This is a genomic window from Bordetella genomosp. 12 (assembly GCF_002261355.1).
GTDB lineage: Bacteria > Pseudomonadota > Gammaproteobacteria > Burkholderiales > Burkholderiaceae_B > Bordetella.
Genome location: NZ_NEVU01000001.1, coordinates 89,704 through 110,448 on the forward strand (window position 1 = coordinate 89,704; position 20,745 = coordinate 110,448).

The 20,745-nt window shown below is 65.8% G+C and carries 15 protein-coding genes; 3 read left to right on the forward strand and 12 right to left on the reverse strand.

The features are described from left to right. The first annotated feature begins 100 nt into the window (after positions 1 to 100). Positions 101 to 1,027 (forward strand): bestrophin family protein, encoded by a 927-nt coding sequence (locus CAL22_RS00430; RefSeq protein ID WP_094809415.1) that lies wholly within the window; start codon positions 101 to 103, stop codon positions 1,025 to 1,027. Here the strand turns inward: CAL22_RS00430 and CAL22_RS00435 are convergent. Then, the gene (locus CAL22_RS00435; protein WP_094809417.1) at positions 1,015 to 1,494 is read right to left on the reverse strand and encodes an Lrp/AsnC family transcriptional regulator; all 480 of its coding nucleotides are present in this window, start codon (positions 1,492 to 1,494) and stop codon (positions 1,015 to 1,017) included. The genes CAL22_RS00430 and CAL22_RS00435 overlap by 13 nt on opposite strands. A 101-nt stretch (positions 1,495 to 1,595) precedes the next feature. On the opposite strand from CAL22_RS00435, the gene ilvB reads away from it, so the two are divergent. Next, on the forward strand, positions 1,596 to 3,413 hold the full coding sequence (gene ilvB, locus CAL22_RS00440; RefSeq protein WP_094809419.1) for a biosynthetic-type acetolactate synthase large subunit: 1,818 nt from the start codon (positions 1,596 to 1,598) through the stop codon (positions 3,411 to 3,413). A 33-nt stretch (positions 3,414 to 3,446) separates the two neighbouring features. Here ilvB and CAL22_RS00445 read toward each other — a convergent pair whose 3' ends face one another. From CAL22_RS00445 to CAL22_RS00475, 7 genes are all read right to left on the reverse strand, one after another. Then, the gene (locus CAL22_RS00445) at positions 3,447 to 4,205 is read right to left on the reverse strand and encodes an SDR family oxidoreductase (protein WP_094809421.1); all 759 of its coding nucleotides are present in this window, start codon (positions 4,203 to 4,205) and stop codon (positions 3,447 to 3,449) included. 19 nt (positions 4,206 to 4,224) lie between these two features. Continuing rightward, positions 4,225 to 5,652, reverse strand: coding sequence for an aldehyde dehydrogenase family protein (locus CAL22_RS00450; RefSeq protein WP_094809423.1), 1,428 nt, complete (start codon positions 5,650 to 5,652; stop codon positions 4,225 to 4,227). Positions 5,653 to 5,737: 85 nt separating this feature from the next. Then, positions 5,738 to 6,538: an SDR family oxidoreductase gene (locus tag CAL22_RS00455; protein WP_094809425.1), complete on the reverse strand. Its 801-nt coding sequence runs from the start codon at positions 6,536 to 6,538 to the stop codon at positions 5,738 to 5,740. Beyond that, positions 6,535 to 7,389: an ABC transporter permease gene (locus CAL22_RS00460; protein ID WP_167383519.1), complete on the reverse strand. Its 855-nt coding sequence runs from the start codon at positions 7,387 to 7,389 to the stop codon at positions 6,535 to 6,537. The genes CAL22_RS00455 and CAL22_RS00460 overlap by 4 nt, the downstream gene beginning before the upstream one ends. A gap of 12 nt (positions 7,390 to 7,401) precedes the next feature. Further along, a complete protein-coding gene (locus tag CAL22_RS00465; RefSeq protein ID WP_167383553.1) occupies positions 7,402 to 8,172 on the reverse strand; it encodes an ABC transporter ATP-binding protein in 771 nt (256 codons plus the stop codon). Then, on the reverse strand, positions 8,172 to 9,218 hold the full coding sequence (locus CAL22_RS00470) for an ABC transporter substrate-binding protein (RefSeq protein WP_094811005.1): 1,047 nt from the start codon (positions 9,216 to 9,218) through the stop codon (positions 8,172 to 8,174). The genes CAL22_RS00465 and CAL22_RS00470 overlap by 1 nt, the downstream gene beginning before the upstream one ends. Positions 9,219 to 9,335: 117 nt before the next feature. Next, the gene (locus CAL22_RS00475) at positions 9,336 to 11,981 is read right to left on the reverse strand and encodes a DNA topoisomerase III (RefSeq protein WP_094809429.1); all 2,646 of its coding nucleotides are present in this window, start codon (positions 11,979 to 11,981) and stop codon (positions 9,336 to 9,338) included. 63 nt (positions 11,982 to 12,044) lie between these two features. On the opposite strand from CAL22_RS00475, the gene CAL22_RS00480 reads away from it, so the two are divergent. Further along, positions 12,045 to 14,666 (forward strand): GDYXXLXY domain-containing protein, encoded by a 2,622-nt coding sequence (locus tag CAL22_RS00480; protein ID WP_094809431.1) that lies wholly within the window; start codon positions 12,045 to 12,047, stop codon positions 14,664 to 14,666. Here the strand turns inward: CAL22_RS00480 and gluQRS are convergent. The 4 genes from gluQRS to CAL22_RS00500 form a co-directional block, all read right to left on the reverse strand. After that, positions 14,663 to 15,538, reverse strand: coding sequence for a tRNA glutamyl-Q(34) synthetase GluQRS (gluQRS, locus tag CAL22_RS00485; protein WP_167383520.1), 876 nt, complete (start codon positions 15,536 to 15,538; stop codon positions 14,663 to 14,665). The genes CAL22_RS00480 and gluQRS overlap by 4 nt on opposite strands. 67 nt (positions 15,539 to 15,605) lie before the next feature. Next, on the reverse strand, positions 15,606 to 16,064 hold the full coding sequence (locus tag CAL22_RS00490; protein WP_094809435.1) for a DUF494 family protein: 459 nt from the start codon (positions 16,062 to 16,064) through the stop codon (positions 15,606 to 15,608). 170 nt (positions 16,065 to 16,234) lie between these two features. Then, positions 16,235 to 18,439, reverse strand: coding sequence for a TonB-dependent hemoglobin/transferrin/lactoferrin family receptor (locus CAL22_RS00495; protein WP_094809437.1), 2,205 nt, complete (start codon positions 18,437 to 18,439; stop codon positions 16,235 to 16,237). 183 nt (positions 18,440 to 18,622) lie between these two features. After that, positions 18,623 to 20,650, reverse strand: coding sequence for a TRAP transporter permease (locus tag CAL22_RS00500; RefSeq protein WP_094809439.1), 2,028 nt, complete (start codon positions 20,648 to 20,650; stop codon positions 18,623 to 18,625). Positions 20,651 to 20,745: the final 95 nt, after the last annotated feature.

The window sequence follows — 20,745 nt, forward strand, 5'->3', positions numbered from 1 at the left end:
GTGCAGGAGGCTGCGAAAGTGCGACAGAGCGCGCGTCATTATATCGGCCGCATCGAGACAGGCGTATAGTGAGCGCCCGTCTCGTCCGCTGCTGTGTTTCATGATTGTCCGCCCGCGTCCTTCCGCACTGGCCCTGCTCTTCATTTTGCGCGGCTCCGTGTTGCCGCGCATTGCAGGCAAATTGCTTTTCATGATCGTGGCGGGCTGTGTCATCGCCGCGGTCCATGCCGCCGGGTATTTCAACCCCGGGCATCTGGGCGCCGTGCCCTTCTCGCTGTTCGGCCTGGCGCTGTCGGTGTTCCTGGGCTTTCGCAACAACGTCTGCTATGACCGCTGGTGGGAAGCGCGCAAACAATGGGGCGAGCTCATCGTCCAATTGCGCGCGCTGGCGCGAGAAACCCGGGTCGTGTGGGAGGCTCCCTTGCCCGTGCAGGATCCCGAGGTGCAGCGCCAGATCCGGCGCCTGATCGCGTTTCCGCACGCGCTGGCCGCGCGGCTGCGGCAGCAGAACGAACTGGAGGCGGTCAGGCCCTGGCTGGAAGCCAGTGACATCCAGGCGCTCGAAGGCCGCCGCAACGTGCCCGACGGCTTGCTCAGCCTGATCAGCCAGACCTATCGGCAGGCCTGTCAGGCCGGCCGTTTCGGCGAGGTGATCTATCAAGGCCTGATGCTGCGCCTGGCGGCCTGTGGCGCGGTGCAGGCCGCCTGCGAGCGCATCCGCTTTACGCCCACGCCTTTTGCCTATTCCCTGCTGCTGCATCGCACCGCATGGATTTTCTGTCTGCTGCTGCCCTTCGGCCTGGTCGGCACGCTCGGCAACATCATGCCGCTGGCCGTGGCCATCATTGCTTACACCTTCTTTGGCCTGGATGCGCTGGGCGATGAGCTGGAGGAGCCGTTCGGGCTGGACGACAACGATCTGCCCCTGAATGCGATGGCGCGCCTGACGGCCATCGATCTGCTCGAAAGCCTGGGCCAGACCGATCTGCCCGAGCCGCTGGCCCCCAAACGCTATCAGCTCGACTGAGCCGGCGGCAGCTCCAGCGGCAGGCGGGCTTCCTTGAGGCTGCGCAGCACGAAACCGGATTTGCTGTGGCGGATGCCCGGGATGCGGTAGAGGCGTTCGCGCAACAGGCGCTCGTAGTCGCGGGTGTCGCGCACGGCGATGCGGATGTAGTAGTCGTAGTCGCCCGACACCAGAAAGGCTTCCAGCACTTCCGGGATATCGGCCAGCGCGCGTCCGAACTCGTAGAGGGTTTCTTCGCTGTGGCTCTCGAGCGTGACGTGGACGATGACGGTGTCGGTGTAGCCCAGTTTGGCCGGGTCCAGATCGACGGTGTAGCCGCGGATGACGCCCGCGGTTTCCATGCGCTTGATGCGATTCCAGCAAGGGGTGGACGACAGGCCCACGGCCTGGCCGATATCGGCCAGGCTGGCGCGTGCGTTGTCCTGTAAGACCTTGAGAATGGCCAGATCAAATTTGTCCAGATTCATTTTCTAGGAATTTGCATTTGAAAGGATAAATTTACTGCTATTTGCCGGTAGCTGTGGGAAAGAAGATAAAAATTCTGCCGAAAGTCCCATAAGATGGTCACATGAATGATCGTCTCCACGCCCAGGCGCTCGCCGCCCTCGACACCCCCGACGCTGTCGACTCCCCTGCCCCTCCCGTTGCCGCCAATGGCGCGCAGATTCTTTTGCAGACGCTGATCGATCTGGGCGTGGACACGGTGTTCGGCTATCCGGGCGGCGCGGTGCTGCCGCTCTATGACGCCCTGCACGCCGAGCCCCGGCTGCGGCATGTTCTGGTGCGCCACGAGCAGGCGGCCGTGCACGCCGCCGAAGGCTATGCGCGCAGCACGGGCCGCACCGGCGTGGTCTTCGTGACGTCGGGCCCCGGCATGGCCAATACGACTTCCGGCCTGTTGGACGCCATGTGCGACTCCATTCCGGTGCTGTGCATCAGCGGCCAGGTCGCCACCAGCGCCATCGGGACGGACGCCTTTCAGGAGTGCGATGCGATTGGCATTTCGCGCTCGGTCACCAAGTGGAATACCCAGATCCGACGCTGTGAGGACGTGGCCGATGTCGTGAGCCGCGCCTTCACGCTCACGCGTCAGGGCCGCCCGGGGCCGGTGCTGGTCGATTTGCCCAAGGACGTGCAACTGGCGCGGCCTTGCGACGATCACATCGAACCCAGCTCTGCCCAGGTCGCGGCCTCGCGCGCCCGGCGTCAGGCGGGCAAGGCCGCGTTGCGCGTGCCCGCCGGCGCGGTGCGCCGCGCCGCGGCCATGATCGCCCAGGCGCGCCGGCCCATCTTCTACGGCGGCGGCGGCCTGATCAATTCCGGCCCGCAGGCCTGCGCGGCGTTTACCGAACTGGTGCGCCTGACCGGTTCGCCCTGCACGCTCACCCTCATGGGGCTGGGCGCCTTCCCGGCGTCGGATCCGCAATTCGTCGGCATGCTGGGCATGCACGGCACGCTCGAGGCCAATCTCGCCATGCACCATGCCGATCTGGTGGTGTGTATCGGGGCGCGCTTCGATGACCGCATCACAGGCAAGCTCTCGGAGTTTTGCCCCAATGCGCGCAAGATCCATGTCGATATCGACCCCGCGTCGATCAACAAGGTGGTGCGGGTGGACGCGGCGCTGGTGGGCGATTGCCTGCCCATGTTGCAGGCGCTGCGCGCCGAACTGAACGCCATGTCCATGCCGCCGGCGCGACTGGCGCAATGGTGGCAGCGCATCGAGACATGGCGCGCGCGCGATTGCCTGGCCTGGCAGCCGCAGCCCGACGCCATCTTGCCGCAGCAACTGATGGCGCAACTGAATGCCGCGCTCGGCCCGCGCGATGCCATCGTGTCGACCGACGTGGGTCAGCATCAGATGTGGGCCGCGCAATATCTGCGTTTCGACCACCCTGGCCGCTGGTTGACCTCGGGCGGGGCCGGCACCATGGGCTATGGTTTGCCGGCCGCCATCGGGGCGCAGATCGCGCATCCGGAAAAAACCGTGGTGTGCGTCAGTGGCGATGCCTCGGTGCTCATGAACATTCAGGAGTTGTCCACCGCCATGCAGCACCGGGCCCCGGTGAAGGTCGTGCTGTGCAATAACGGCTATATGGGCATGGTGCGGCAATGGCAGGAGCTGATCCATGGCGGGCGCTATAGCCATAGCTACAACGCTTCGCTGCCGGATTTCGTCGCCCTGGCGCGTGCATTCGGCTGGGGGGCGGCACGCGTGGAGCATCCCGCCGAACTCGATGCCGCGCTGGCGCAATGCCTGGCGCATGACGGCCCGTTCTTTCTGGACGTCACCGTCGCGGCGCAGGAAAACTGCTTTCCCATGATGCCCGCGGGCGAAGGCCATCATCGCATGATGCTGGCCAGCGGGAAGTGGTTCGAAGAGTGAGGCGGCGGGCCGGGTATTGCCCCGGCCCGGGTTTTACACGCAGCGTCCGCCGTCGACTTCCAGGCAGGTGCCGGTGATGAAGGCTGCCTCGTCCGAGGCCAGATACAGGCAGGCGTTGGCGATGTCCTGAGGGGTCGAGAAGCGGCCCAGCGGGATGGTGCCCAGGAAGCGCTTGCGGTTCTCGGGCGTGTCGGGCACACCCATGAAATCGGCCAGCAGGCCGGTCGCGCCGATGACCGGGTTGACGCAGTTCACGCGGATGTTGTCCGGGCCCAGCTCGGCCGCCATGGATTTGCTGGTCGTGACCACCGCACCCTTGCTGCCGTTGTACCAGGTCAGGCCGGGACGCGGCCGGATGGCCGCCGTCGAGGCGATGTTGATGAAGGACCCGCCGCCGTGGGCGCGAAAGTGCGGCACCATGTGCTTGGCCGTCAGGTAGATGCTCTTGACGTTGATCGCGTAGATGCGGTCGAACTCTGCTTCGTCGACTTCCAGCATGGGGCGGTTGCGGTGCGTGGTGCCCGCGTTGTTGACCACCGTGTCCAGCCCGCCGAACGCCTCGAGTGTGGCGGCCAGCAGCGCGGCGACGTCGTCGCTGCGCGAGACATCGGCGCGCACGAAGACGGCGCGGCCGCCCGCGCTGTTGATGGCATCGGCCACGCGCTTGCCGCCGGCCTCGTTGATGTCCGCGACGACGACGTTGGCGCCCTCGCGCGCGAACGTCGTGGCGATACCTTCACCAAATCCCGAGCCGGCACCGGTCACGATGGCCGTTTTTCCCTTCAGACGCATGTTGTCTCCTTGTTGTCGATCAGTCGTGCTTGATGGCGATGGTCTTGAGCACGGTAAAGCCGTAGAGCGCTTCGAAGCCTTTCTCGCGCCCGTGGCCGCTGGCCTTGACGCCGCCGAAGGGCAGCTCCACGCCGCCGCCGGCGCCGTAGTTGTTGATGAAGACCTGGCCGCTGCGGATCTTGCGCGCCAGGCGCAACTGTCGCGCGCCGTCGCGCGTCCAGATGCTGGCGGCCAGGCCGTACTGCGTGGCGTTGGCGATGCGCACGGCATCGGCTTCGTCATCGAAGGGGATGGCCACCAGCACCGGCCCGAAGATTTCTTCCTGGGCCAGCAGGTGATCGACCGGCACATTGGACAGCAGCGTGGGCGCCTGGAAATAGCCGTCCGCGCCGTCGATCACGGTGCCTTGCGCGGCCTTGGCGATGCCGTCGGCCTCGGCCTGGCGCAGGAAGCTCTGCACGCGCTCCAGCTGGCTTCTGCGGATCAAGGGGCCGCAATCCAGATCCAGGCCGGCCGGGCCGGCGCGCAAGGCCGTAAACGCGGCCGACAGGCGCCGCATGACCTCGTCGTAGATGTCGCGCTGGATCAGGATGCGGCTGCCGGCCGAGCAGGTCTGCCCGGCGTTCTGCACGATTGCGTTGACCGCCACCGGAATCAGCGCATCCAGATCGGCGTCCGCAAAAACGATCTGCGGCGATTTGCCGCCCAGCTCCAGCGTGGCCGGGACGTGGTTCTCGGCCGCCGTCTGCGTCACGAGAATGCCCACGCGCGGCGAACCGGTAAAGGAGATGTGGTCGATGCCGGGATGACGCGAGAGCGCGTCGCCGGCCTCGTGGCCGTAGCCGGTGATGATATTGAGCGCGCCGGGCGGCAGGCCGACTTCGGCCGCCAGTTCGGCCACGCGCAGCAGCGACAGGCAGGCGTCCTCGGCGGGTTTGACCACGCACGCGTTGCCGGCTGCCAGCGCGCCGCCTATGCTGCGTCCGAAGATCTGCAGCGGGTAGTTCCAGGGCACGATATGGCCGGTCACGCCGTGCGGCTCGCGCAGCGTCAGGACGGTGTAGCCGTTCTGGTAGGGGATGGACTCGCCCATCAGTTTGTCTGCCGCGCCGCCATAGAACTCGAAGTAACGCGCGATGGCCGTGACGTCGGCGCGCGCCTGTTTGGTCGGCTTGCCGCAGTCGCGCGATTCGATCTGGGTGAGTTCGTCGTGGTGCTCGAGAATCTTGAGCGACAGGGCCAGCAGAATGCGGCCGCGCTCGGCGGCGGACATGTTGCCCCAAGCGCCTTCGTAGGCGCGGCGCGAGGATTGCACCGCACGGTCGATATCGGCGGCGTTGCCCCGCGCGATCTGTTCGTAGACTTCACCCGTGGAAGGATCGACCACGTCGATGGCGTCTTGCGTCGATCCGGCAACGAACCGGTTATCGATGAAATGCTGCTTCATGCCTGACCACCCTTTTTAAAAGAATAATGAGAAAAAGCCACAGCAAAACCAAAGCGTTGCTGCCGCCCGCAAGCGGCAGACAGGATCAGAACTGGATGGAGAGCCCTCCGTCGACGGCCAGCACCTGGCCGTTGATGTAAGAGGCGGCGGGCGAAGCCAGAAAGACGGCCGCGCCGGCGATTTCATGCGGCTGGCCCCAGCGGCCCGTGGGATTGCGCGCCGCCAGACGGGGGCCGGCGACCGGGTCGGCGACCATGGCCGCGTTGGTCTCGGTGGCGAAGGTTCCCGGTGCGATCGCATTGCTGGTGATGCCCGAGGCGCCGAACTCGGCGGCCAGCGCGCGCATCATGCCCGTCAGGCCCTGTTTGGCCGCCGGGTAGACCGCGTCGCCCGCGCGCGCGAGTTCGCCCGCCACGGAGGTGATGGCGATCAGCCTGCCGCGGCCCTGGCGCTGCATGCGCTGCGCCGCGAGCTTGGACAGCATGATCCCGGCCACCAGATCGGTGTCGATCAGTTCGCGGATCTGCGCCAGGTCCAGTTCGAGCAGCGTCTTGCGGTTGCGCGCGCCGACATTGTTGACCAGGATGTCCAGCCGGCCATGGCGTGCATCGATGTGTTCGAAGGCCTGCTGCATGGCGTCGGGATCGGCCACATCGAAGGGCAGCGCCGAGGCGGCCAGGCCGCGCTCGCGCAGGCTGTGCGCGGCCGCTTCGGCCGCGGCCGCATTGCGGCCGTTGATGAGGACATGCGCACCGCTGCCGGCCATGGCGGCGGCGATCTCCCAGCCCAGGCCGCGGGCCGAACCGGTGATCAGGGCCACTTGGCCGGACAGCGAGAACTGCTGCAGATACGACTGCGAGGGTGAGAGTGTTGACGCGGACATCATTCGCGGAATTCAGGAGCCCAGTGCAGCAGTCTACGCTCTAACCAGGTGACGCAATAGACCAGCACGATGCCGACGATAGACAGCAGCGTTACGGCGGCGAACATATCCGTGGCGTTGAGCGTGGCCAGCGCCGTGATCATGAGATAGCCCATGCCGGTGGTCGAACCGACGAACTCGGCCAGCACCACACCGATCAGCGCGAAGCTGATCGCATTGGGCAGCGAGGCGAACGTCCAGGCCGCCGCCGTGGGCACTTGCACGCGCCAGAGGATCTGGCGCGGTGAGCCGCCCAGTGTGCGGCAGAAGTCCACCAGCTCGCGCTCCACGCTGCGCCCGCCTTTGTAGGTGTTGAAGAACACCAGGAAAAACACCACGAACCACGAGGTCACCACTTTGGAGGCCAGCCCCAGCCCGAAGAACATGGTGATCAGCGGCACGAAGGCGATGCGCGGCATGGAGTTGAAGGCCACGATGAAGGGGTTGAAGACGTCGGCCATCATGCGGCTGCGGGCCAACGCCAGACCCACGACGAAGCCGCTGCTCACGCCCACCGCCAGACCCACCAGCGTGGCCTGCAGGGTCAGCCACAGATGAGGCCATACGGATTGCGGCCCGGGTTGCAGCCATTGCCACAGCCGCACGGCCACGCGCGAGGGCTGGCTGATGAAAAACGGATCGAACAAGGTGTTCTGCACGAACCACGGGATGCGGGTGAGGCCTTCCCAGGCGCCCAGCAGGAGCGCCAGAATCAGGATCTGCCAGGCGGTGATGCGTAAGCGGCGTGAGACCGCCTGCCGGCGCTCCTGCTGCAGATGTTGCGTTGCCGCGGGGGAAAGAGAGGCGGGAGTCATGTTCAAGCTGCTTTAGGCCGCGGCGCGGAATTGCTGGCCCAGCACGGCCCACAGGCTTTGCACATGGGTGGTGAACTGGGGCGTTTCGCGCAAGGTGAAGACGTCGCGCGGATGGGCGATGGTGATGCGCTCATCGAGCAGCACCCGGCTGGGCGGGCCCGAGAGCACGATGACACGATCGGACAGCGTGATGGCCTCGTCCAGATCGTGCGTGACCATCACGATGGTCTGGCCGAGATTGCGCCAGATCTCGCCCAGCTCGCGGTGCAGATGGGTCTTGGTATGGGTGTCGAGCGCGCCGAAAGGTTCGTCGAGCAGCAGAATGCGCGGCTCGACGGCCAGGCTCATCAACAGCGCCACGCGGCGGCGCATGCCGCCGGAGAGCTGGTGCGGATAGGCTTGAGCGAAGTTCTCCAGGTGGCCAAGCGCCAGCAGGCGCTTGACGCGCGTGGCGATCTCGCCGGTGGGCACGCCCATGAAACGGAGCCCCAGGGCCACATTCTTGCTCACCGTGTACCAGGGCAGCAACGTGTCCTTCTGGAAGATATAGCCCAGGCGCGGGGGGACCTGTCCTTGCACGAGCTGGCCGTCGACATAGATGCGGCCGCTCGATGGCGTCAGAAAGCCCGCGATCATATTCAACAGCGTGCTCTTGCCACAGCCCGAAGGCCCGACGATGGACAGGAACTCGCCCTGCGCGATGTCCAGGCTGACGTCACCGACGGCATGCGTGCTGCCCTGCCGGCCGTGGTAGACCTTGCCGACGTGCTCCAGCCGTATCATCACAGGCCCCGGGCCTTGCGCACGAAGCTCATGTCCACGCACAGCGAGTACGGGGTGCGTTTGAGTTCTTCATTGGAGAACTGCCGGCCGTCGCCCATGATGGCCAGCAGCCGCGCGTAGGCGTCCTCGGTGATGAGATTGTCTTTCAGGAACACGCTGTTCTGATAGACGCCGATGGTTTTCTCGATGGCCGCGCGCGGGAAGGCATTGAGATAATCCGCGTAGATGGTGTCAGTGACTTCGGCGGCGCTATGCGTGCTGATGAAATCCTGCGCCTTGACCAGCGCGCTGACAAAGGCCTGCACCACTTCCGGGCGACGCTCGACGGTGTCGCGCAAGGTCAGCGCCGCAATGCCCGGCACGTCGCCGCCCATGAATGCCTGCCACGAAGCATCGGTGGTGGCGTCGAAGATCGGTACGCCCCAGCCTTCGGCCTTGGCCTGCTCCATCATGGACATGGTGGCCATGCTGGCCGATACCGAGCCCGTCTTCAAGGCGCCGAGCATGGTGGCCAGGTCGCCCAGCGGCCGGATATCGACTTTGTCGCCCACGCCCGCTTTCTGCATCAGATAGACGGCCATCAACCAGGTGCTCGACTGCGGCTGGGTGGCGCCCATGCGTTTGCCGGCCAGGTCCTTCAACTCGCGCACTTTGCCGCTGTCGTAGTCTTCCTTGCGCACGATGACGTTGGCGTAGGTCAATTTGCGGTCAAAGCCGAAGATCAGGGTGGCCGGTTTGCCCGCCAGGGTCAGCGCGGGGGCGGCCGTGGCCGCGGTGGCGCCGAACAGGATCTGGCCGGCGGCCAGCAGCTGGTTGGTACGCGGGCCGCTTTGTGAATTGAGGTATTCCACGTCCAGGCCGTTGGCCCCGAAATAGCCCTTTTTCAAGGCGACGTAGCCGGCGGTGAAGAAAGGATCGATGCTGCCTTGACCGTACACGGCCTTGCCCAGCCGGGGTTGCGCCAGGGCGGGCAGCCCGATGAGCGAGGTCGCGGCCGCGCCGGCCAGCAACTGTCGACGTGTCAGGCCATGGGAAGGAGAAGTCATGTCGTCCTCTTTGATTTTGTGGTGGCGTATCGAGTGTCGCCAACGATACATCAGCCATTGGCAGGCGGAAAAAAAAATGCCCGGCGGACCGGGCATTTCGGGTTAACACTGACGCGCTCAGCTGGCGGTTTTCTTGGCGGCTGCCTTCTTGACCGCAGTCTTGGCCGCCGTTTTCTTGACCGCGGCTTTCTTGACGGCCGTTTTGGCCGGGGCCTTCTTGGCTGCGGTCTTGGCCGCCGTTTTACTGGCCGTCTTGGTCGCGGTTTTGGTGGCGGTCTTGGTTGCCGTTTTGGCGCCGCGGCCGGGCTTTTCCGGGCGAGGCTCGAATTCAAAACCGATCTTGCCGTCGGGCTGGCGCACCAGGAAGGCCTTGAACTTGCGGTTCGTGCGGCTGGAGACGAAACCGTCGAGCAGATCGCTGCGTCCGTCGGACAACAGCTTGCTCATCTGCTCGCGCGAAATCTCCTGCTGCAGAATGACCTTGCCGGAACGGAAGTCGCAGCTCTTTTGCGGGCCGACGGATTTCTCGCACACGTAGCTCATGCCATGTTCGAACACGCGCGCCGCGCATTTGGGGCAAGTGCCCACGGGCGTGTGGCCGCTGAAGTCCACGGGTTCGTCGTCGTCTTCGTCATTCTGACCGAAGTCGAACTCCAGCTTGTACTCGTCGCTGATGCGCAGGATGGCCGCAAACGGACGGCCCATCTTGCTGATGAAGCCTTGCAAGGGCCCGATCTCGCGCTTGGCCAGCAGCTCCTCGACCTCGGGCAATTCGAAGGTGCGTCCGCCCGGGTGCTTGCTGATCGAAAAATCGCATTGCGTGCACGCGTAGCGGCGATAGTTTTCCTTGACCACGCCGCCGCACTTCGGGCATGGCGTTTGCAAGGTGGCGTAATCGCCCGGCACCGTGTCGCGCTCGTACTCCTTGGCGCGCTTGACGATGACCTGGGTCATTTGCGCGATTTCGCGCATGAAGGCTTCGCGGTTCAGGCCGCCTTGCTCGATCTGCTTGAGCTTGTGCTCCCATTCGCCGGTCAGCTCGGGGGAGGTCAGTTCGGTGACGTCCAGGCCGGAGAGCAGCGTCATGAGCTGGCGCGCCTTGGCGGTGGGCACCAGGTCACGGCCTTCGCGGCGCAGATAGCTCTCGTTGAGCAAGCCTTCGATGATGGCCGCGCGGGTGGCCGGCGTGCCCAGGCCGCGCTCGGACATGGCCTCGCGCAGTTCTTCGTCGTCGACCAGCTTGCCCGCGCCTTCCATGGCCGACAGCAGCGTGGCTTCGTTGTAGCGTGCCGGCGGTTTGGTGGCCAGGGCCTCGGCGCGCACGTCCTCGGTGCGCACCGTTTCGCCCTCGGCGACCGGCACCAGGTTGGCGTCTTCGCCCTGCGCTTCCTTGCCGTAGACGGCCAGCCAGCCCGGCGCCACCAGTACCTTGCCATCGGTTCTGAAGCGATGACCCTGCACTTGGGTCAGGCGGGTGGTGACGCGGTATTCGGCGGCGGGGAAGAACACCGCCAGGAAGCGTTTGAGGACCAGGTCGTAGATCTTGCCTTCGGCTTCGCTCAGATCGTGCGGGATCTGCAGCGTGGGGATGATGGCAAAGTGATCCGATACTTTCTTGTTGTCGAAGATGCGGCGATTGGGTTTGACCCAGTCGTTGCTGACGACGGTGCCGGCATGGCGGGACAGCCCGCCCACGGCTTGCGAATCGCCCTCGGCCAGCGCGCGCATGGTCTGGCGCACCGTGTTGAGGTAATCCTCCGGCAGGTAGCGCGAATCGGTACGCGGATAGGTCAGCGCCTTGTGGCGTTCGTAGAGGGTCTGGGCCAGCGCCAGCGTGGTCTTGGCCGAGAAGCCGAAGCGGCCATTGGCCTCGCGTTGCAGCGAGGTCAGGTCGTAGAGCGCCGGCGACATCTGGGTCGAGGGCTTGGACTCTTCCGTGACCTGTCCGGCCTGGCTGCGGCAGGCGGCCACGACGCTTTGCGCGGCGGCTTGAGACCACAGCCGGGATTCGCGCTTTTCGGGGTCGCGCTCGTCTTTCTTGAACTCCGGGTCGATCCAGCGGCCCTCGTACAGACCGGCGGCGGCCACGAACGTCGCGTGCACCTCCCAGTAGTCACGCGAGACGAAGCTGCGGATGCGGCTTTCACGCTCGGCCACGATGGCCAGCGTCGGCGTTTGCACGCGTCCGACGGGCGTTTTGAAAAAGCCCCCGTCCTTGCTGTTGAAGGCCGTCATGGCCCGCGTGCCATTGATGCCCACCAGCCAATCGGCTTCGGCGCGCGAACGGGCGGCGGCCTCCAGCGGTTTGAGCTGGACGTCGTCGCGCAGATTCTCGAACGCTTCGCGGATGGCCGCTTGCGTCATGGATTGCAGCCACAGGCGCTGGATGGGCTTTTTCACCCCGGCGTACTGGATGATGTAGCGAAAAATGAGTTCGCCCTCGCGGCCAGCGTCACAGGCATTGATGATGGCATCCACATCTTTGCGCTTGGCCAAGCGCACCAGCAGCTTCAGGCGTTCGGCGGATTTTTTGTCCGTCGGTCCCAACTCGAAGGCGGGCGGGATCACCGGCAGATGGGTGAAACTCCATTTGCCCTTGACCGGGTCGTTGGGCGCCACCAGACTGAGCAAATGCCCGATACTGGAAGCCAGTACGTAACGTTCGCTTTCAAAATAGTCACCCTCGCGCGCAAAGCCTCCCAGAGCGCGTGATATATCCAGGGCTACCGAGGGTTTCTCGGCAATGATCAGCGTTTTGTTCATGAGTATCCAGTGGCGGCAGTCCCGCCTTAATTAGCGCGGATGATAAGAGGGGAGATTCGCGAGATGCAAGTCGGCACCACTCAACAGGCGGGATCGGAACTTCATGCATGGCGTCAATTTCTCGGTCGGACTACGCTTTGGCTGGCGGTTTTGCTGCTGGGCAGCGGGGTGATCTGCTGGGTGGCCGCCAACTGGCCCGGCATGACCATCATTCGTCGTTTTACTCTGGCGCAGGGCCTTTTAACCATCTCCGTCTGCGTGAGCATCTGGCTGGCGCTGCGTTTACGGGGGACAGAGCGCCTGCGGCAACAATCCGCCGGCGCCGTGTTGACGCTGTCCGGTTTGCTGCTGGGCGCGCTGCTGGCCCTGTTGGGCCAAACCTACCAGACTGGCGCCGATACGTGGGAGCTCTTCGCCTGGTGGGCGCTGTTGATGCTGCCATGGGCCTTGGCCGCCGGCACCCAGATACTTTGGTTGCTTTGGTGCCTGGTCGTCAATGCCGCGCTGGGCCTGTGGATCGGTGAACACCTGCTGGTGTGGTGGGATCAGCTATCCGACCCCGCTTTCGTGGCCCTGGTGATGGCGCTGGCCAATCTCATCATGCTCGGGGTGTGGGAGGCAGTGGTGCGGCGGCGCAACATCCAGACGCGGGTGGGGCCGCGGGTGCTGGCCTTCCTGGCCCTGACCGCCCTGGTGCTGCCCTTGATGTTCGCGGATTTCATCGTCGGCGGCCAGGGCAAGGCCACCGGCCTGGCCTGGCTGGCCGTGACCCTGGGCCTGGGCTATTTCTATCAACGGGGACGCCGAGATCTGGTCATCCTGGCCATGCTGGCCGCGGGCGTGATCTGCGTCTCGCTGCGCCTGGCCGGCGAGTGGCTGATGCGGCTCGAGCCGGGGGTGTGGGCCGCCCTGCCCCTGGCGGCCTTGCTCATGGCCGAGGCGGTCTGGGCCGCGCGCTGGCTGCGGCGGCTGGGTGAGCGCGGCCAGGCCTCGCACGGCGCACGTGCGGCCACTGTCGCCGCCGATGCCGAGCCGGCGGGCATGTCGGCGGGCCTGAGCGTGGATCCGGCCGACGATGCCGCGCCCGTGATCGAATTGGCCGAAGACAGCAGCCTGCATCACGCCGCCACCGCACCCTGGTATGTGCAGGGCCTGCTGGGTTTGAGCGCCTGGCTGGCCACCTTGCTGCTGCTGGTCTTTCTGTTTTTTTCGGGCATGGTCAACAGCGACCAGGGCGCCGTGGTGTTTGGCCTGGTGCTGTGCGCGGCCGGTGTGGCCGTCCTGCGCGCCGCCCCCGGGCCCTTCTGGCGCCAATGCGCCATCGCCATGGCGTTTGCCGGGCAGTTGCTGGTGGTCTTCAGCTTTGTCGGCAATGACTCGATCGCCAGCGCCAGCCTGTTCATTGTGCTGCTGGCCGCGGCCGTCTACGTCCTGGCGCCGGATGTGCTGCTGCGCTTTCTGAGCGGCGGCCTGATCGCGTTCGGCATGACGGGGCTGGTATGGCAGGCCCTGCAGCCGGATCTCGACCGCCATGATGTGCTGAACATGTGGCTGGCGCTGGATGTGATGCGCGCCACTTTCCTGTGGCTGCCGGTCGCCGTGCTGGGCGCCTGGATGGCCACGCTGGCCTTCTGCGCCGATCGCCGGCTGGCGCGCACCCAGCCGCATTTTCTCGAGCCGCTGGCGTGGGCTTTCGTGGTGGCGGTGCAGGGCATGGTCTGGATGGCGGGCGGGGTCGGGGTGGACCAATTGCCCGCGTTGTGGCGGCTGCATCGCCTCACGGCGCTGCTGAACATCGCCGGTGCGCTGCTGCCGGCGGTAGTGGCGCTCTGGCTGCTCTGGCCGCGCCGCCGGGTGCTGACGCTGTCGCTGGTCTTCATCACGCCGCTGGCCTTGCTGCTGCTGGCCTTGTTCTGGCTGCCCAGCCCCGGCATTGCATTTGCGCTGACGTGGATTCTCCTGGGTTTTGGCTTGAACAAGCCGCGTTTGACCGGTTTCGGCGTGCTCAGCCTGCTGGCCTATCTGATGCTGTATTACTACCAGATGGAGGTGCCTTTGCTGCAAAAGGCGATCTGGTTGTCGGCGGCGGCGGCTTTGCTGTTTTTGCTGCGCATCCTGGTCTGGCTGGTGCCGCGCTTCATGCGCACCGACGCGGGCCGCCGGCCCGTGGTGGCGCCGGCCTCGCGCGTCATGCGCCGCCGCGTCGCGGTGGTGCTCGGCGGTCTGGTGCTGGTGCTGGGTGTATGCAACGTCACGATCTACCAGCGCGAGCAACTGCTCGCGCATGGAGACGTCGCCATTCTGGAACTCGCCCCGGTGGATCCGCGGTCGCTGATGCAGGGCGATTACATGGCCTTGCGCTTTGCCGCCGGCACGGCGGTGTCAAAACTGCACCAGGCCGACGAGGGTGCGGCCGATGATGGCTATGTGATTCTGGCGCCCGATGCACGCGGTGTGGCGCAACCCCTGCGCATCCAGGCGCAGGCCGATCCGCACGCCGCGGCCGAAATGGCCTTGCGCTATCGCGTGCGGCCCGGTGGCGTGCGCATCGTGACCAATGCGTATTTCTTCCCGGAAGGCCAGGCCGCCCGCTATGAGCGCGCGCGTTACGGCGAGGTCAGGCTGGACGGCCGCGGCACCGGCTTGCTGGTGCGCATGTTGGGCGAGGATATGCAGCCGCTCTAGGAGCGGGCAAAGCGCGCGCTCCAGATGCCGGTGGCGCGCGCCAGAAAGTCATCCCGGCCGCTGGCGGGCAGGCAGGCAAAGCCCAGATCCTGCCAGGCGCGCTGCAGGCAGGCCAGGGCATCCCGGGTGTCCAGCGCGGGCGCGTGGTTCTGCTTGGACAGCTTCAGGCCGCTTTGCGGGTCGATCACCAGAGGCAGATGCATGACGCGCGGCAGGGGCAGCCCCAGCAGACGCGCCAGCACCCGCTGGCGCGCCGTCGACCCGAGGAGATCCGCACCGCGCACGATGTCGGTGACGCCCTGTTCGCCGTCATCGACGACCACGGCGAGCTGGTAAGCCCACATCCCGTCGGCGCGCTTGAGGACGAAATCGCCGACCGCGCTGGCGACATCCTGGGACTGCGCGCCCAGCCAGCGGTCGTCAAAGTGTTCGACCCCGGGCGGCACGCGCAAGCGCCAGGCGCGCGCCTGCCTGCCGGGCGCCAGGCCGTGGCGGCAGGTGCCGGGGTATGGCCGCTCGCCGTCGACGCCTGTCGCGCCGCGCAGCGCCGAGTCGGCGATCTCGCGCCGGGTGCAGCCGCAGCCATAGACCAGGCCTGCCTGCTCCAGGCGTGCGAAGGCCGCCTGATAGACCGCATCACGCCGGGATTGCCACAGCACTTCGCCCTGCCAGTGCAGGCCCAGCTCGCGCAGCTGCCGCATGATCGTGGCGTCGGCGCCGGGCACGGCGCGGGGTTTATCGACGTCTTCGATGCGCAGCAGCCAGCGGCCCGCATGGGCGCGGGCATCGAGCCAGCTGGCCAGAGCCGCGACCAGCGAGCCGGCATGCAAAGGCCCGCTCGGGCTGGGGGCGAATCGGCCGATATAGCTCACGATGGGGAACAGGAAAAATCAGGGGGCAAGGATGCCCCCCGGGCGTTGCGGTAACGCCGGCGGCGGCTCAATGCAGCCGGTGGCTTTCTTCGTCGTCGAGCAGTTCTTCGAGCACCAGATTGTCGATCTCGGCTTCCTGGCTCCAGAGAACCATCAGGGCGATGATCTTGATCTTGGAGAGCGAGACCGGTACGTCGGGCGAGGCCAGAGCGCGATCGATCACGATTTCGCGCAAGGGCGGCGGCAAAACGCCGGCCGATTCCAAAAAGGTGATGAAGCCGATCGAGGCGCTGCCCAGTTGCTGATACTCGGCGTCGGTATAGACGCGAAAGCCGGTGGCAGAGGTGTGGGCAAGATCGACGCAGCGTTCCGTGGTTTCGGCCAAGCCGTAAAGCCATCCCAAGGCATCGTCTATGTCTTCGTGCTCGAAGCCGGCGGCAGCGAGCCGTTTTGCCAGCACATCTGCCGCAGGACAGGCTTGCGGCGTGTAGTAGTTTTCGAACAGATAAACCAGGATATCGAACATATGGCGAGTAAGGTGCCGGTTTGCACAGTCGGCCCGCATATCGGCAGACCAGCAAACATGATTTTACTTTACGCGGAACGGTCACTGGGATCAACCGCGATTCCACCAAGGATATCGGAGGCGTTGCGCCCGGAGGACGCGCTGCGGGGGACGTATCCCTCGCAGCGGGATCAGAAGCGTTGGGAGAGGCTGAGTTTGACGTTGCGCCCCAAGCCGGAGACGGATTCGCCCAGGTAGGGGCGATAGGCGCGATTGAACAGATTGTCGATCGTCAGGCGCAGGTGCAGGCCTTGCCATTGGGGCGGGCGCCAGTGCACGAACAGGCCATGCAGCGCATACCCGCTGGAGGCCGGCAACGCCCAGAATACGGCCAAGGGATCGCTTTGCGTGGGAGCGCGGTCCTGGCGGCGCGCGAAGTCGCCCGTCCAGCCCATGGCCAGACCGTGGCGCGGCAGTTTGATGCCCAGCATGGCGTGCGCGGTCAGGGGCGGGATCTCGGCCATCCAGCTGCGCCGGCCAGCCGGATCGCGCGGCGAGCTGTCGCGCCAGCCGCGCAGCGCCGTCACGGCCACTTTGCCGAACCAGTACCGGCTGTCGTAGAAGGATTCCAGCTCCAGCCCCTCGATGCGGTAACCGGGCAGGTTGCGGTAGTTCGACAACGGGCGTTGGCAGGGAGCTTGGGCGCACAGCACACCCCGGCGGGCGAAGATTTCATCCTTGCCACGGTTGCCGAATACGGTGGCGCGCAGTTCGAGATGGTCGCCGGCGGTGAGCAGGCCGTCGTGTTGCACGATGGCCCCGGCGCGCCAGCCCAGGATGCGCTCGGGCTTGAGTGCGCGGCTGGTGCCCGTGGTCGTCGCGCGGGCGTACTGCACTTCGTATTGCTCGTCGATCACCGGCGCGCGCCAGCCGCGTGTGACGTCGCCCAGCAGGCTCAACCCGGGCCGGGCCTGCCAGAGCGCTCCCAGGTGGGGTGTCCAGCCGGTATAGCGCACGCCCCGGTAATCGTGGCCGACCGAGGGCAGCGGGCTGTTGTAGCGCGGCGCATCGTTGGGACGCCCGAGATTGAGGACCTGGTCGTAGCGCACGCCGGGGGTGATGGTGAGCGTGCCGAGGCGGATGGCGTCCTGCACGACGACGCTGCGCACGGTTTGCCGGCCGGCGGGCATGTAGTAGGGCTGGAAGTAGCCGTGGTTGTAGTCGGCCGCCCGCGCCCCGGCCGGGTAGTACATCAGCGTGTCGCGGTCATGCCGGTGCCAGCGTGCCGCCAGCAGCAGACCGTGCTCGGCCGCGCCGGTGGCGAAGCTGGCCAGGTTGCGCAGTTCGAGCACGCGGTCGCGATAGTCGACCCAGCTGCGGTTGCCCAGCGTGGCGAGAAAGGCGCTGCGTGAGGCGTTGTCAGGGCGCCGGTCATGCTGGGACGTGTGCGAGCGCGCAAACGACAGCGTCAGATTGAGCCAGGGATGTTCGGCCGGGGCGTATTGGTAGCGCGCGCTCAGGGTGCGGTCGGTCTGGTCGCGATACACGAGGCGGCGGCGCCAGGCTTCGGTCAGGCCATAGCGGCGGATATCGGCCAGCGAGGGGGCGGGAAGATCGTCGCGCTTGGCGGCAAAGGGTTGCCAGCCTTCCGACGTCGATTGCAGCGCCGACAAGCTCAGGCTATGGCTGGCTCCCAGATAGAGCTGGGTCTTGGCCAGATACGATTGGGAATCGGCGCCGGAGAAGGCAAACCGGCTGCCGTCCGGGCGCCGGAGATTGCCGCCGTTGCGCCGGTTGACGTAGACCAGGCCGTCGGCGTGGTCCATGCGGCCAAACACCGCGGCGCTGTAGATGTTCTGCCCATCGTTGCTGTGGCGGCCGTACTTGACCAGACCGCCCAGGTGTTCGTCGGGAGCCAGGAGGTCCGCGGCGTCTTTGGTGTCGATGCGCACCGTGCCGCCAAAGCCTGCCGTGCCGTCCAGCAGGTTGTGCGGCCCCTTGTCCACCGCGATGCGGCGGATGAGCTCGGGTTCGATGAACACGGAACCCTGGCGGTATTTTTCAAAACCCTTGGGTGCGCCGTCGAGCACCAGCTTGACGTCCTCGGTGTCGCCCAGGCCCCAGATGTTCAGGCTCTGGCCACCCGGCCGCGGCGATCCGGCCATCGAGATGCCGGGCAGGCGATCGACCAGGCTGGCGAAGTTGTCGGCCTGCGCGCGGTCGATGTCGGTCTGCTCCAGTGTCGAGCGGCTGAGTTCGACGCTGTCGGCCAGGACTTGCTGCGCGGGCAGCGTGAAGACCGGGCGCGTATCGGGTGGCGCGGGAGCGTGGGTCGAACCCAGGGAGGCGGCAGGCAGGAACAGGGCCGCCAGGGCCAGGGGTGGGGGCAAAGACATGCGCGAGTACAACGAGAGACCGGGGCGCGCCCGGCGCTGGAGATGAGTGAGAATCGATACTAAATTTCCTTTCGAACCGTCCGCAGCGGGCGGTTTCGTTTTGTGTTGTGGGAGACATCCTGGCTCCAGAAAAACGAAAACCCCACGCGGGGGTTTTCGTCATGCTTGCCGGGTGCGGACGGGTCAGGCTGCCGCGGGCGTGCGCCGTTGGTCGTTCCAGCCGCGCCATTGGCTCATGAAGGCCGGCACGCAGAGCACCAGGCCGATTATGCCGCTCAGGGCGCCGGGCACGATGGTCAGCAATGCGCCGATGGTGAACAGCCAACGTTCCCAGGACTTCATCGGCACGAGGAAGTAGCGGGAGAAGGCGGCCGACAGCAGCACCAGGCCGATCATGCAACCCACCAGCGTGACGGCGAAGTCATGCCAGCTAAAGCCTTTGACCGAGATCAGCAGCGAGGGCGAGAACACGAACACAAAGGGCACGATGAGCTTGGTGATCCCCAGCCTGAAGGCCGTCACGCTGGTCTTCAAGGGGTCGCTGCCCGCCATGCCGGCCGCGGCATAGGCGGCCAGCGCCACCGGTGGCGTGATGTCGGCCAGGATGCCGAAATAGAACACGAAGAAGTGCGCCGCGATGGGTTGCACGCCCAACTGCACCAGCGTGGGCGCGGCGACCGCGACCATGATGAGGTAGTTGGCCGTGGTCGGTACGCCGCAGCCCATGATCACGCAGACGATGCCGGTCATCACCAGCGCGGCGATCAGCGTGAGCGTCTGCGCATTGGCCAATGCTTCGGGGATGATGTTGCCCACACCGGAGGCGATGGCTTGCGAGGCCATGATGACGATGTACGAGATCTTGAAGCCGACCCCGGTCAGCGTGACCACCCCGATCACCAACCCGACGGTGCCTGCGGCCGCGCCCACGGCCAGGGCGTACTTGGCCCCGGTCTCGAAGGCTTCGTACAGATCCCGCCAGCGCAGGCGCTGGAAGGGATTGAGCAGCCCCACCACGATGCAGCCGGTGATGCCCGCGAAGGCGGCCAGATAGGGCGTGCGGCCGCTGGCCAGCACGCCGATCAGCAGGAACAGCGGAATCAGCGTGGGCCAGCGCATCTTGAACGAGGCGCGCAGCTTGGGCATTTCTTCGGCGGTCAGCCCGCGCAGGCCTTCGCGCTTGGCCTCGAAGTGCACCTGCATGAACATGCCGAAGAAATACAGGAAGGCGGGAAAGATCCCGGCGAGGGCGATGTCCTGATACGGGATGCCGAGAAACTCGATCATCAGAAAGGCGGCGGCGCCCATGATGGGGGGCGTGATCTGCCCGCCCGTGCTGGAGGCGGCTTCCACGGCGCCGGCGAAGTGGCGGGGATAGCCGATGCGGATCATGGCGGGGATGGTCAACGACCCCACCGTCACGGCATTGGCCACCGATGAGCCCGACAGCATGCCGAACATGGCCGACCCGAAGACCGACACCTTGGCCGGACCCCCGGCGTAGCGCCCGGCGATGGTCGAGGCGATATCCAGGAACAATTGTCCCAGGCCGATCCGCGTGGCGAGCACGCCGAACAGCACGAAGTGAAACACATAGGTCGCCACCACGCCGACCGCCACGCCATAGATGCCCTGGCTGGTGAGGTACATGTGGTTGACGATCTGCGACCAGCTGTTGCCGGCGTGCTTGAGCAGACCCGGGAAGTAGGGACCGAAAGCGGCGTAGGCCAGGAACACCAGGGCGATGATGGGCAGCGGCCATCCCATGGCTCGGCGCGTGCCTTCGAGCAAACCCAGAATGAGGATGGTGCCCATGACCACGTCCATGGTCAGCGGGTTGCCCACGCGGAAGGCCAGATCTTCGAAGATGTAGGGGATGTACAGGACGCTGAGCGCCAGGACGATGGCGATGATCCAGTCGTACAGCGGCACGCCGCCGGGGCTGTACCAGGTGGACTTCGGTTCGCGCTGGTAATGGGCTTTGCTGAAACCGAAGACCAGGAAGATCAGGCTCAGCACGAAGGCCAGATGCACGCCGCGGTGCGTGGCTTCGCGCAGCAGGCCGAAGCCCGCGGTGTAATAGTGAAAAATGGACAGCGTCACCAATAGCAGGGAGACGATCCAGGTAGCGGTCTTGTCCAGCGGCCGGAAGCGGATTTCCGAATCGTACTTCTCGGCCAGCTGCTGGGTTTTATCGTGATCTATTTCCATGGCCAATGCATCTCGCGGGCGGGAGTTTCCGCCGGGTAAAGACAAGGCCACGGCTGCAGGGCATGCCGTGGCCTGTTGGGGTCGCGCAGAGAATC

Coding starts and splice junctions, on each gene's coding strand:
- CAL22_RS00465 (WP_167383553.1), bottom strand. CDS start 8,172: ATGATACGGCTGGAGCACGTCGGCAAGGTCTACCACGGCCGGCAGGGC.
- CAL22_RS00435 (WP_094809417.1), bottom strand. CDS start 1,494: ATGAATCTGGACAAATTTGATCTGGCCATTCTCAAGGTCTTACAGGAC.
- CAL22_RS00490 (WP_094809435.1), bottom strand. CDS start 16,064: ATGTTCGATATCCTGGTTTATCTGTTCGAAAACTACTACACGCCGCAA.
- CAL22_RS00480 (WP_094809431.1), top strand. CDS start 12,045: ATGCAAGTCGGCACCACTCAACAGGCGGGATCGGAACTTCATGCATGG.
- CAL22_RS00500 (WP_094809439.1), bottom strand. CDS start 20,650: ATGGAAATAGATCACGATAAAACCCAGCAGCTGGCCGAGAAGTACGAT.
- CAL22_RS00470 (WP_094811005.1), bottom strand. CDS start 9,218: ATGACTTCTCCTTCCCATGGCCTGACACGTCGACAGTTGCTGGCCGGC.
- ilvB (WP_094809419.1), top strand. CDS start 1,596: ATGAATGATCGTCTCCACGCCCAGGCGCTCGCCGCCCTCGACACCCCC.
- CAL22_RS00495 (WP_094809437.1), bottom strand. CDS start 18,439: ATGTCTTTGCCCCCACCCCTGGCCCTGGCGGCCCTGTTCCTGCCTGCC.
- CAL22_RS00455 (WP_094809425.1), bottom strand. CDS start 6,538: ATGATGTCCGCGTCAACACTCTCACCCTCGCAGTCGTATCTGCAGCAG.
- CAL22_RS00445 (WP_094809421.1), bottom strand. CDS start 4,205: ATGCGTCTGAAGGGAAAAACGGCCATCGTGACCGGTGCCGGCTCGGGA.
- CAL22_RS00450 (WP_094809423.1), bottom strand. CDS start 5,652: ATGAAGCAGCATTTCATCGATAACCGGTTCGTTGCCGGATCGACGCAA.
- CAL22_RS00475 (WP_094809429.1), bottom strand. CDS start 11,981: ATGAACAAAACGCTGATCATTGCCGAGAAACCCTCGGTAGCCCTGGAT.
- CAL22_RS00460 (WP_167383519.1), bottom strand. CDS start 7,389: ATGACTCCCGCCTCTCTTTCCCCCGCGGCAACGCAACATCTGCAGCAG.
- CAL22_RS00430 (WP_094809415.1), top strand. CDS start 101: ATGATTGTCCGCCCGCGTCCTTCCGCACTGGCCCTGCTCTTCATTTTG.